Below are 11,930 nucleotides of genomic sequence, written 5' to 3' on the forward strand. Positions count from 1 at the left end.
GGCCGGTTGGTCGGTGGGGTGGCCGGTTCCGGGGGCGGTCCTGGGGCGTCCGTCAGCAGGGAGTGGGCGCGATGCCAGGTGCGTCGGTGCGGCTCCGTGGTGAGCACCCGGGCCAGGGCGGCGTGGGCAGCCCGCCGCCGCTCCGCCGGAGCCAGGTCCAGAACGGCGGCGCGGACCACGGGATGCGCGAAACGCAGCGCGTGGCCGTCGGACCGGACGAGGCCCGCCGCCACAGCGGCGTCGAGGTCCCCCATGACCGCGCGCCCGGCCGGCGGCGCGGACGCCGCCAGGATCTCCGGCAGGTCGCCCACGTAGTCCACGGCCGCCACCAGCAACATGTCCCGCGCCCCGGAAGGGAGCGCGTCCAGCCCGCCGGCGAACGCCCTGACCAGCTTCGGCGTCACCGCCGGGGACGTCCACGAGTCCGACGGGCCGCCGTCCCGCCAGGCGAGCGGGAGTTCGGTCAGGGCGAGCGGGTTACCCTGGGCCACCTCCAGGACCCGCTCGCGAGCCGTGACCGTGAGGCGCGGCGCGAGCCGTCCGAGCAGCACCCGGGCGGTGACGTCGTCCAGTGGCGGCACCTCCAGCGACACGGCCGGAATCGCGCGTCCCCTCTCGTCCCTCCCGAAGTGCCCCGCTACCGGCGGGTGGCCCACCGCGCGGCTCGTGGCGGTGAGATCCGGGACGGTGGCGGTGCGCGCGGTGGCGACCAGGAGGACGGGATCCGGGCCCAGCCGTCTGGCGATGAACCCCAGCGCCTCGCACGAGGCCCGGTCGAGCAGGTGCGCGTCGTCCACCGCCAGCAGCAGCGGACGCTCCGCCGCGCACGCCGCCAGCAGGACGAGCGCCGCCTTGGCCACCGCGAGCGGCTGCCCCGCCGCCCCGCCGTGCGGTGCCGCCGCCACCAGGGCGAGCTGCGCCCGGGGCAGGTCGCGGCCCGCGTCGAGCACGGGGCCGAGCAGCCCGCGCAGCCCCGTGTACGGCGGGGCGTCCGGCACGCCGGTGACGTGCAGCACCTCCGCCCCCGCCGTACGGGCACGAGCGACGGCCGCGCGCAGCAACGTCGTACGGCCGATGCCCGGCTCGCCCAGCAGGATGATCGCGCCACCGGCCGCGGGCAGCCGGGCGACCAGGTCGTCCAGGATCGCCAGTTCGCCGTCGCGTCCGAGCAGTTGCGGGTTGCGCATGCGACCCCCCAGCCGTCCGAGCCCTGCGGCGATCGTACGCACGGCGGCGGCGCTCGCCATAGCGTCAAACGACTGCGGCCCTGGCAGCCTGGAGGTCAGTCGGGCGGGCCGGCGGCCAGGCGTTCGACGTGGGAGGCCAGTTGCGCCCGGGTCGTGATGCCGAGCTTGGGGAAGATCCGGTAGAGGTGGCTGCCGATCGTCCGGGGCGACAGGTGCAGGCGCTCGCCGATCTCCCTGTTCGACAGGCCGTCCGCGACGAGCCGGGCGATCTCCAGCTCCTGGGGCGAGAGCACGGCGGGCCGCGGCGCGGGAGCGCGTTCGCCCGACGAGCGCAGGTCCGCGCGCGCCTGGCCGGCCCACGTGCGCGCGCCGATGAGGTCGAAGGTGGCCTGGGCCGAGCGCAACGGCATGCGCGCCTCGGCGCTGCGCCGCCGCCGGCGCAACCAGCGGCCGTGGGCCAGCTCCAGCTTCGCGCGCAGCAGCGGCCAGCGGGAGAGGTCGTGGCGCAGCGCCGTCTCGTACAGGCCCTCCGCGTCGGGCCCGGAGGCCAGGACGGCGCGGGCGTACAGGAGCTGGCCGTGCAGCAGCGGCGCGGGCGTGCGCAGGGCGGAGCGCTCCAGGTCGGCGAGCACGTGCCGGGTGTGCGGGAGGTGGCCGGCGCGCAGCGCGGCCTCGGCCAGGAACATCACCGCGCCGAAGCACTCGCGCGGATGGTGGCCGGGATCGGCCGGCTCGAACGGCCTGCGCAGCTCCTGGTACGCCGCCTCGTACGCGCCCGCCACCAGCAGGGCCACCCCCTTGGCCAGCAGCGCGCCGCACGTCAGGAGGCCGAGCCCGTCCCGCCCGGCCGCGGTCTCGGCCGCGCCCGCCAGCTCCAGGGCCCGCTCCGACTCGCCGCGCAACGCGTGCCAGAGGGCGGTGCGCGTCAGCGCGGCCGTCTCCCAGAGCGGCTGCCCGGTGTCCGCGGCCAGGCGGCGGCCCTCCTCGGCCGCCGCGCCCGCGTGGTCGAGGTCGCCGGTGAGGAGCTGGCAGGCGGACCGCGTGACCAGCGCCTGCGCCAGCAGCCCGAGCCGCCCCTCGTCGCGCAGCCGCGGCTCCGCCCTGCTGAGGACGTCGGCGGCGCGCGGCAGGTCGCCGATGGCGTACGCGGCCTGGCCGAGCAGGTGCAGGGCGACCGCGTCCAGGGCGCCGGCGGGCAGCGCCGCGGAGAGCAGCTCGTGCACGGCCGCGCCCCGCCGGACCGGCTCGGCGAGCGCCAGCGCGGCGACGTAGCGGGCGTCGGTGGCCGGCAGCGGGAGCGACTCGGCCACCCCGGCCACCTCCCTGCGGCTGTGCGAGCCGGGCTCGGCCCACCAGCAGCGCAGGGCGGCCCCGTGCAGGAGGTCGAGGGCGAGGTCCCGATCGCCGGCGACGACCGAGCGCGCGGCCGTCGCGCACAGCTCCGCGACGCGGTCCGCGTCGCCGGGAGTTCCGTCGGTGAAGATCTCCTTCAGCCATTCCAGCCGGGCCCGGTCCTGCTCGGCCAGCTCGTCGCGGGCCGCCTCGGTGACCAGCCGTCCGACGAGCTCGGCGCGGCCCAGGGCGAAGGCGTGCCCGGCGGCCAGCAGCAGCCGCCGGCCCCGGCGGGCGGGGTCGGTCGTGAGCCGCGCCGCGCGCTCCAGCGCCCAGACGGCCGTCGTCACCGCACCGCCCCGCAGCGAGGCCGGGTGGCCGTCCTCCAGCTCGTCGGCGAGCCGGTCGTCCGGCCCGATGATCGACTGCGCGCGGTGCCAGGCGCGCCGCAGCGGATCGCCGGACAGCGCCCCGGCCATGGCGGCGTTGGCGGCCAGCCGGCGGGTCAGCGGCTCCAGCCCGAGCACGGCCGGACGGACGAGCGGGTCGCGAAAGCGCAGCCGGCCACCGTCCAGGCGCAGCAGCCTGGCCCGCGCGGCGGGATCCAGCACGGCCGCGGTCAGCGACCGCCCGGCCAGCGTGGACGCGGCGGCGAGGATCTCGGGCAGCGCGCCGCCGTGCTCGACGGCCGCGACGAGCAGCGCGTCCCTGGTGCCGGGCGGCAGTTCGGCGATGCGGCCGGCGAAGGCGCGTTCCAGCCGCTCGGTCAGCGCCGGGCGCGGTGTGACGCCCGTTCCGGCGCCGCCCCGCGCCCGCCAGGCGTCGGCCAGCTCCAGCAGGGCGAGCGGGTTGCCCCGCGACTCCCGGACGATCCGGGCCTGCCAAGCGGCTCCGAGGTCGCCGGCGTAGGCGAGCAGCAGCTCACCCGCCGCCGCGTCGTCGAGGCCGGTGAGGGTGAGCTCCGGCAGGCCGGCGGCGGCGAACGGGCTCGCGTGCCCGCTGCGCGCGGTCGCGACGATCAGCACGGGGTCGCGCTCCACCCGGTGCGCGACGAACGCCAGCGTCTCCTGGGTCTCCTGGTCGAGCCAGTGCAGGTCGTCGAGTGCCACGACGATCGGGTGGCCGTCCGCCTGCCCCGCCAGCAGGTTCAGCACCCCCAGGGCCACCGTGAACGCCTCGGGCCGCGGACCCTCGCGCAGCCCCATGGCCGACAGCACCGCCTGGCGCTGCGGCTCGGGCAGCCCGGCGGCCATCCTGACCATCGGCCAGAGGAGCCGGTGCAGCCCGGCGTACGGCGACCCGGCCTCCGGCTCCACCCCCGCGGCCTCCAGGACGCGATGCCCCGCCGCGGCGGCCGGCTCCACCGCGGCCCGCAACAGCGCGGACTTGCCGACGCCCGCGTCGCCCAGGACCAGCAGCGCGCCGCCCCGTGCGGGCAGCCCGCCGATCAGCTCGCCCAGCAGGGCGAGTTCCGCGTCCCGGCCCACGAGCCCGGAATCGATCCGCATCGAGGCTCCTTCGGAATCGCTCCCGATGGTCATACCTTAAAAACGGAGCCTGGAGAACTGCCCGACACGACTACGGCGGTGGAACGTGATCGTTGGCCGTGCCCGCGAGTCCGCGCTGATCGAGGACTTCCTCCGGCCGCGCCGTCCAGGACGGCCCGGGGCGCTGCTCGTCCGCGGGGACGCCGGGCTGGGCAAGAGCGCCCTCATCGAGGACGTGCTCCGCTCGTGGCCCGGCACCACGACCGTGCTCAGGGCGCGCGGCTACCAGGGCGAGACCGCCCTGCCGTACGCGGTGCTGCACCAGCTCCTGCGCCCGCTGCTCGGCGGCCTGGACGCCCTGCCGCCTCCGGAGCGCGCGGCGTTGCGGGCCGCGTTCGCCATGGACGGCGGGGGAGCGCGGCCGGACCGGGCGGCGGTGGCCCCGGCCGCGCTGGCGCTGCTGTCCGCGCTCGGCGGGGTGCTGCTCCTGGTGGACGACGCCCAGTGGGGCGATCCCGCCTCGCTGGAGGTGGCCGGGTTCGCCGCCCGGGGTTCGCGGCAGGTCACCGTGCTGGCCGCCACGCGCGGGCGGGTCCCGTCGCCGCTCGCGGCGGACGCGGCGGAGCTGCGGCTCGGGCCGCTGCCCGCCGAGGCGGCCGGGACGCTGCTCGGCCTGCAGCCGGGGACGCCGCCCGAACCGCTGGCCCGGCTGCTGCTGCGGGAGGCGGGCGGGAATCCGCTGGCGATCATCGAGCTGGCCAAGGCCGCGAGATCGTGGACGGGGGCGGCGTACGGGCCGGGGGAGCCGCTCCCGCTCACCGAACGCCTGGACCGGCTCTACGCAGGGCAACTCGCGCAACTCCCACGCGCGGCGCGGGACCTGGTGGTCACCCTGGCCGCGGCGTGCGACGACGAATGGCCCGCCGTGCTGACCTCACTGACGGCCCCGCCGGGCACCCCGGCAGGCACACCCACGCACACCCCGACCGACGGCACGGCGGACGGTGCGGTGGGTGGCTTGGCGGGCGCGCTGGTCGCGGCGGCGGAGGCCGGGCTGCTTACACTCCCCGGCGAGGGCGAGGGGGCCGGTGGAAGTGGTGGTGTGGGGCCGGGGTTTCGGTATCCGTTGATTCGGTCGGCCGTCAGCCGGGCGGTCTCGTTCGAGGAACGCCGCCGGGCGCACCTGCGCCTGGCCCGCGCGCTCGAACACGACCCCGACCGCCGCGCCCGCCACCTCGCCTCCGCCGCCGACGGCGCGGACGAGGAGGTCGCCGCCCTGCTGGAGGCCGCGGGCGACCGGGCGGGACGGCGGGGCGCCCTCGCCGAGGCCCTCACCACCCATGAGCGCGCCGCCCGCCTCACCCCCGGCCCCCGGGACCGGGCGGCCCGGCTGGTCAAGGCCGCCCGTTCGGCCCTGTACCTGGAGCAGGCGGCCAAGGTGGAGGAGCTGGCCGCCTCGGTGACCGCGCTGACCGACGATCCGGGGGTGCTGGCGCTGCTCCCGCCGCTGGTCGGCTGGGTCGTCTCCAGCAGCGGGCGGCAGGACGCCGCCATGGCCCTGCTCATTCCCGCCGCCGAGGCCGCCGCCGGGCACGCCCCGTCCGCCGCGGCGCGGCGCTCGAACGCGAGCGGGCGGCCCCCTGCCGCGACTTCGCCGCCCGCCTGACGCTGGGCATGACGGCGGCCTTCGCCGACCTGCCCGAGGCCGCCGCCGAACTGCTCGCGCCGCTGCTCGACCCCGAGCGGGAGCCGGCCCCGGTGTCCGGCAACAGCGCGTTCCTGACCACGTACGGGTTCGCCTGCCTGGAGACGGGCCGGTGGCAGCAGGCCGAGTTGGTGGCCGGGCACGCCGCGCGGATCGGCGGTGAGCGCGACCAGGGTCCGTCCGCCGCTCCGGCGCGGGCGTTGCGGGCCACGCTCGCCGCCCTGCGCGGGCAGGCCGGACGGGCCCGCGCGCTCGCCCACCAGAGCCTGGCCGGCACCGACCCCCAGAACCGCCTGGTCATCGTGCGCTGCGGACGCGCGCTCGGCCTGGCCGCCACCGCCGAGGGCAGCCACGAGGCCGCGTACAACCACTTCAGGCACCTGTTCACCGGCGGCGGCGAGCCCGTGCACGACCACCACTCCTACCACGCGCTGGCCGACCTGGCGGGGGCCGCCGCGCTCACCGGGCACGTCGAGGACGCCGTCCGCGTGATCGACGCGGCGGCCGGTGACCTGGCGGGACGCTCCACGGAGCGGCTGACCCTGCTGCTCGGCACGGCCCGCGGCCTGCTGGCCACCTCCGACGAGGACGCCTCCCGCCACTTCGAGGCCGCGATCGACGGCTGCCCGCCCGGTCAGTGGCCGTTCGAGCGGGCTCGCGCGCACCTGGAGCACGGCCAGCGGCTGCGTCGCCGCTACCGGACCAGGCGGGCGAGGGAGGAGCTGTCGGCCGCGCTCGACGTCTTCGAACGCCTCGGCGCGCGGCCGTGGGCCGAACGCGCCAGGATCGAGCTGCGGGCGGCGGGCCTGCGCCCCGGCGGGCCCGAGCGTTCCCGCCTCGACCTGCTCACCGCCCAGGAGTTGCAGATCGTCCGGCTGGCCGGGCAGGGCCTGACGAACAAGGAGATCGGCGAGCGGTTGTTCCTGTCGCACCGGACGGTCAGCAGCCACCTGTACCGGATCTTCCCGAAGCTCGGCGTCTCGAACCGGGCCCAGTTGCACGCCTTCGCCGACGACGGCGACGCGGCCGGCTGAGCGTCGCGGGCGAGGCCGCTCGGGAGGGGCCGGCGGTGCCGACGTCGAGACGGACGACCCCGCTGACGTAGCGGCCGCCCTTCACGTCGCCGGGGACGACCAGCCGGGGCCCCTGCCCGTCGAGCCTGTCGCCGTCCTGGCTCACGGCGAGCAGCACCTTCTTGCCGGAGAAGCCGGGGTCGAGCTCGGCCCAGGCCACGGTGGCGCGGTAGCCGTCGGAGCCGGTGGCCGACACGTACAGCACCGTAGATCATGTCGCTGGTGCGGCGGAAGACGGGGGTTCAGGCTGGTATGTGCGAAGCCGGCCCGTCGTGCGGGTGTGCGGTGTTCCATAACGGGTCGTCGGCCCACACCCGCAGGTCGGTGACCTGGCTGATGTGCCGGGCCCCGCAACGGTCGCCCGGCATGACCAGATGGGGCCCCTGGTCGTCGAGGGCCCGGCAGTCCATGCTGACGGCCAGCAGCGCCGGGGTGTTGCCGAACTCGGGGTCGATCTCGCCCCACGACAACACCGCGCGGTGCCCGTCGCGGCCCAGCACCGAGATCAGGAAGCGCAGCCGGTCCTTGCGCTCGCCGGCGTCGAAGCGCGGTTCGGCGCCGTGGAGCACGTCGATCAGCAGCGGCCCGGTGAAGTAGTGGCGTCTCGCGCCGGAGGTGCGGCACTCGAAGCTCACCGTCATCTCCCGCTGCGGCATGGACCTCAGCGTGGCGACGCTCAGCCAGGCGGGCGCGCGCACCTCGCCCGACAGGGCCACCTGGCCGGCTGCTGGAAGGTCGGTCGACGTGGGCTGCACCGGCATCTCCTCGCCTCGTCACGCCTGCTCCTGGCGAGCCGTGCCCGCCGCCGCGGCGATTCACACTCAACTGCAAGCTGGTTTCAGCTTACTCCTCGCAGATGAGAGGCGAATGGCGTGATCCGACCCGCTGATGAGCCTCTTGCCTTTCTCCGCCGCCGGTAGTCTCATGGGGACTACCAAGAGCTTCCCGGGACGTTGGGAAAGGCGGGCCCGGGGATCGAGGGGTGGGCGCGGGCGGGAACCTGTGCGTCGCCGGCCGCGCCCACCTCCTCCAGCGCGGACACCCGTGGTGCGCATGGCGACTTGCAGGGGAAAGGCCGCAAGTGGGACCGTGAGGCGTGGTGATGGCAGCCGATCGGGAAACCCGTCGAGACGTCCCCTGGGCGACCGCGAGACAGTTCGCGCACGCCTCGGCCGAGCCGACGTCTCCCGTGCGCGTGCCGCTGGGCGAGGCGGCGGGCCTGGTGCTCGCCGAGGACCTCGTCGCGGCCACGCCGCTGCCGGCCTTCGACACCTCCGCCATGGACGGCTACGCCGTGGCGGGCGACGGCCCGTGGACGATCGACGGCAGCGCCCGCCCCGGCCGGCCGTGGCCGGGCGAGCGGCTGGCGGCCGGCCGGGCCGTGGAGATCTCCACGGGGGCGGTCGTCCCGCCGGGCGCGTGGGCGGTGCTGCCGGTCGAGGCGGCCGACGCCCGTGACGGGGCGGTGGCCGGTCCCGGCCTGCCCCGCGGCAAGCACATCAGGGTCGCGGGCGAGGACGCCCCGGCCGGCGCGCGGCTGGCCCCCGCGGGCACGCCGGTGGGGCCCGCGCTGCTGGGCCTGGCCGCCTCGTGCGGATACGACGAGCTGCCGGTCCGCCGCCTGCCGTCCGTCATGGCGGTCGTCACCGGGGACGAGCTGGTCCATCAGGGCCTGCCCGGTCCCGGCCGGGTCCGCGACGCGCTCGGCCCGCTGCTGCCCGCGCTCGTCGCCGGTCTCGGCGGGAGCCTCGACGGCCTCGCGCACGTGCCCGACGAGCCCGACTCGGCGCTGGCCGAGGCGCTGGAGGCGGCGGCCCGCGCCGACGTCGTCGTGGTCACGGGGTCCACGTCGGTCGGCGTCACCGACGGGCTGCGCCGCCTGCTCGCCGAACGTGCCGCCCGCTGGATCGTCGACGCGGTCGCGTCCCGTCCCGGTCATCCCGCGCTGCTCGCCCGGCCGCCCGGCGGCCCGTACGTCGTGGGGCTGCCCGGCAACCCGTTCGCCGCGCTGGCCGCCGCGCACACGCTGCTCGGCCCGCTGCTCGCCGGGCTGTCGGGGCGTGCGCTCGGTGTCCTGCCGCAGGCTCCGCTGCTCACCCCGGTGGCGGCGCCGGCCGGCCGCACCCGCATCGTCCCGGTCGTCTGGGACGGGCCGGGCGTGCGGGCTCTCGGCGGCGACCGCCCGGCGTTCCTCAACGGCGCGGCCCTCGGTGACGCGCTGGCGGCGGTCCCGCACGGGGCCGAGCCGGGGCAGCCGGTGCCGCTCGTCCTGCTGCGGGGTTGAGCGTCACCACTGGTAGGGCAGGTACTTCCCGTCCATGGTGATGACGATGCGGTCGCCGGCCGGGTCCGGCACCCGCCGTACGTCGAGGCGGAAGTTGATGGCGCTCATGATGCCGTCGCCGCACTCCTCGTGGATCAGCTCCTTGATGGTCGGCCCGTAGACCTGGATCACCTCGTAGAGGCGGTAGATCGTCGGATCGACCGGGACGGCGGAGTCGAGCGCGCCCCGGGTGGGCTGTGTCGTGAGGGCCAGCGCGACGTCCTCGCCGAGTTCGAGGAGGGCTGCCGCCGCGCCCGCCTCGTCCTTGCTCATCGGGTGCTGGCCGAGCAGCGCGGCGGTCGTCCACGCCACGGGCCTGCCGACCGCCTCGGCGAGCTGGGCCCAGGTCACGCCCGTGGCGATCTTGGCGGCGCGGACGGCTTCGGCGGCTTCCTTCTTGGTGAGCACAAGGGCCTCCAATTTGTATACAGCATACAATCGGCCCTCAATCTAGCATCCGTCACCCGCCCCGCTCACGCCACCGGCTGCGCGCGGGCGGCGCGGGAGGCGGCCACCTCGACCAGGCGCGGGGCGAGGGCCGCCGCCTGGGCGCGGATCTCTGGCACGGCGGTCGTCTCGTAGAGCGTTCCCCGCAGGAGGGGGCCCAACGCGAACAGGCGCTCGTTCGGCCGCCCGGTCGCGTCCAGCACCACGCCCTCGGGTGTGGCGTCGAGGCCGAGCCGCAGGCGGTCGGGACGGGCCGTCCCGGAGGCGAGGAGGCTGGCCAGGAACGGGTCGGAGGTGAGGTCGGAGCCCGGCCCCGTGGCGTTGACCAGCCAGCCGACGTCGAGTTCGGTCAGGGCGCCGTCGAGGTCGGCGCGCACGCGCAGGCCGCCGTCGGCGGGCCGGGCCGAGACCAGGCTGCCGCGCAGCAGCCGCAACCGGCCGCCGGCTCGCAGCGCGGCGACGGCGGCGGCGGAGGCGGGCGGGATGCGGTGCCGGTGGATCTCCCAGTAGCGGGCCACCCGCCGCAGGAACAGCCGCCGCTCGTCCGGCGCGAGCCGCCGCCACAGCGTCTGGGCGTGCGGCCGCAGCCCCTCCATGACGCCGTGCCAGTCGCCGCCGTTCTCCCGCACCGCCCGCCGGGTGGCGGCCAGGAGGTCGGCGACGCGCAGCGGCCCCTCGGGGAAGGGCACGGGGACGGGCGGCGCGGGGACGGCCGGGTGCGCGCGGGGCAGCAGGGCGTGCCTCGACAGCGCGTACACCACCGTGCCCGGATGCGCCCGGGTCACGGTGAGCGCCACGTCGACCATCGTCAGGCCGGTGCCGAGCACCAGCACGGGCGCGCCGTCGCCGATGCCGGTCAGCGCGTCGCCCGCCCACGGGTCGGCGACGTACCGGGGGTGCGCCGCCACGCCCGGCAGCGGGGCGGGGCCGCGGTTGCCGAGCGCCAGGACGACCGCGTCGGCGCGCACCCGGCGGCCGTCCGCCAGCCGGACCGCGTACGTGCCGGCGCGGTTCTCCAGGGCGACGGCCGCGCCGGTGACGCGCTCGACCGTGCGCGCGGGCGGGTCCTCGGCGGCGGCCAGGACCTCGCGCAGGTAGCGGCCGTAGACGGCGCGCGGCAGGTAGCCGGTGCCGGTCACGTCCAGGCCCGTGGCGCGGGCCCACGCCGGCAGGTGGTCCGGCTCGCCGTCGAGGGCGCTCATCCGGTCGGCGCGGGTGTTGAGCAGGTGGTGCGGGTCGGTGGTGGCGTACGCCTGGCCGAGCGCGTGCCGGCCGCCCTGGTCGAGCAGCGTGACCGCCACCGGAGTGCCGGAGGCGCGGGCGAGCCGCAGCAGGTGGATGGCGGTCAGGGCGCCGCTCGCGCCGCCTCCGATGACGGCGACCGTGGGAAGGACCATAAACCCACTATACCTGTGGGATATATGGGATAATTGGCGTCGACGCTGGTCACCCGGGAGGTTCCGGGCCGCTGCAGCCGGTCGCGCCGGCCCACGCGAGCACGGTGAACGGGACGTCGCTGGAGGGATGGTGCACCCGCCCCGAGGTGATCCGGTACGCGATGCTCAGGCTCTCCCCGGACGCCTCGACCGGCACCCGTACGACGCCGACGTCCTGGTGGATGCGGGTGAGCATGCCGTCGCAGGGCCCTCCGACGCAGATGGCGTTCGGCCTGGGCCTGAACCTTAAGGCGGGCATCTGGTTGCCTGTCACCTGGCAGTCCTCCGAACCTGCGGCTAGTCCCTTTGAGACTACTTAGTGCCCTGCCGGCACCACGATCGCCCCTACCCTGGACGGGTGGACTCTCCCGGCTTGTCGCTCACCGAGTGGGTCGTGCTCGCGCTGGTCGCCGAAGGCCCCACACACGGCTTCGCCGTCTCCCGGCTCACCGCCCCGGACGGCCCGGTCGGCACGTTCTGGCAGGTGCCGCGCCCGCGCGTCTACCGCGCGCTGGACCGGCTGGTCGAGTTGTCGCTGGTCACGCCGTCGGGAACGGAGCCGGGCCGGGGCGGTCCCCGGCGCACGCTGCTCGCCGCCACCCCGTCCGGACGGGCCGCCGCGCGGGCCTGGCTGATGCGCCCGGTCGCCCACATCCGGGACATGCGCACCGCGTTCCTCGTCAAGCTGGCCCTGCTCGACCGGGCCGCGACGGATCCCGCGCCGCTGCTGGCCGCGCAGGCGCGGCGGCTCGAGCCGATCGTCGCCGGCCTGCGCGAGCGGCGCGAGCGCGCGGACGGGTTCGAGCACCTGGTGGCCTCCTGGCGGTACGAGACGGCCGAGGCCGCGCTCCGCCTGACGCGCACGGCCGTCTCGTACCGCCAGGAGGCCACCAGGTGCTCGAACCCGTCCGCGCGCTCGCGCCGCTCGCGCAGGCCGGCG

10 protein-coding genes are annotated in these 11,930 nt (G+C 76.8%); 4 read left to right on the forward strand and 6 right to left on the reverse strand.

All coding sequences use genetic code 11. The annotated features are described in order from the left end of the window. Together FAF44_RS51390 and FAF44_RS51395 are read right to left on the reverse strand one after the other, a co-directional pair. Positions 1 to 1,247 (reverse strand): AAA family ATPase (locus FAF44_RS51390; RefSeq protein WP_237110800.1); only part of this gene is annotated, 1,247 nt, incomplete at its 3' end. A 35-nt stretch (positions 1,248 to 1,282) separates the two neighbouring features. Next, positions 1,283 to 4,027 carry an AAA family ATPase gene (locus FAF44_RS51395; protein ID WP_237110801.1) on the reverse strand — a complete coding sequence of 915 codons (2,745 nt, stop codon included), beginning with the start codon at positions 4,025 to 4,027 and terminating at the stop codon, positions 1,283 to 1,285. Positions 4,028 to 4,112: 85 nt separating this feature from the next. Here FAF44_RS51395 and FAF44_RS51400 point away from each other — a divergent pair, with 85 nt between their 5' ends. Then, a complete protein-coding gene (locus FAF44_RS51400) occupies positions 4,113 to 5,672 on the forward strand; it encodes an AAA family ATPase (protein ID WP_237110802.1) in 1,560 nt (519 codons plus the stop codon). A gap of 8 nt (positions 5,673 to 5,680) precedes the next feature. Further along, positions 5,681 to 6,745: a helix-turn-helix transcriptional regulator gene (locus FAF44_RS51405; protein WP_237110803.1), complete on the forward strand. Its 1,065-nt coding sequence runs from the start codon at positions 5,681 to 5,683 to the stop codon at positions 6,743 to 6,745. A 281-nt stretch (positions 6,746 to 7,026) separates the two neighbouring features. On the opposite strand, the gene FAF44_RS51410 is transcribed toward FAF44_RS51405, so the two are convergent. Then, the gene (locus FAF44_RS51410; RefSeq protein ID WP_237110804.1) at positions 7,027 to 7,539 is read right to left on the reverse strand and encodes a hypothetical protein; all 513 of its coding nucleotides are present in this window, start codon (positions 7,537 to 7,539) and stop codon (positions 7,027 to 7,029) included. Positions 7,540 to 7,886: 347 nt separating this feature from the next. On the opposite strand from FAF44_RS51410, the gene FAF44_RS51415 reads away from it, so the two are divergent. Further along, positions 7,887 to 9,068, forward strand: a complete 1,182-nt coding sequence (locus tag FAF44_RS51415) for a molybdopterin molybdotransferase MoeA (protein ID WP_237110805.1) — start codon at positions 7,887 to 7,889, stop codon at positions 9,066 to 9,068. Positions 9,069 to 9,071: 3 nt separating this feature from the next. On the opposite strand, the gene cynS is transcribed toward FAF44_RS51415, so the two are convergent. From cynS to FAF44_RS51430, 3 genes are all read right to left on the reverse strand, one after another. After that, entirely contained in the window at positions 9,072 to 9,515 is a 444-nt protein-coding gene (cynS, locus tag FAF44_RS51420; RefSeq protein WP_237110806.1) for a cyanase, read from the reverse strand. A 65-nt stretch (positions 9,516 to 9,580) separates the two neighbouring features. Next, positions 9,581 to 10,951: an FAD/NAD(P)-binding protein gene (locus tag FAF44_RS51425; RefSeq protein ID WP_237110807.1), complete on the reverse strand. Its 1,371-nt coding sequence runs from the start codon at positions 10,949 to 10,951 to the stop codon at positions 9,581 to 9,583. Between the two features lie 49 nt (positions 10,952 to 11,000). Beyond that, the gene (locus FAF44_RS51430; protein ID WP_237110808.1) at positions 11,001 to 11,186 is read right to left on the reverse strand and encodes a hypothetical protein; all 186 of its coding nucleotides are present in this window, start codon (positions 11,184 to 11,186) and stop codon (positions 11,001 to 11,003) included. 162 nt (positions 11,187 to 11,348) lie between these two features. Between FAF44_RS51430 and FAF44_RS51435 the strand changes: the two genes are divergently transcribed. Beyond that, positions 11,349 to 11,930, forward strand: a 582-nt coding sequence (locus tag FAF44_RS51435; RefSeq protein WP_237110809.1) for a PadR family transcriptional regulator, incomplete at its 3' end; no start/stop codon positions are given.

The organism is Nonomuraea sp. MG754425 (assembly GCF_021699195.1).
Taxonomy (GTDB): Bacteria; Actinomycetota; Actinomycetes; order Streptosporangiales; family Streptosporangiaceae; genus Nonomuraea.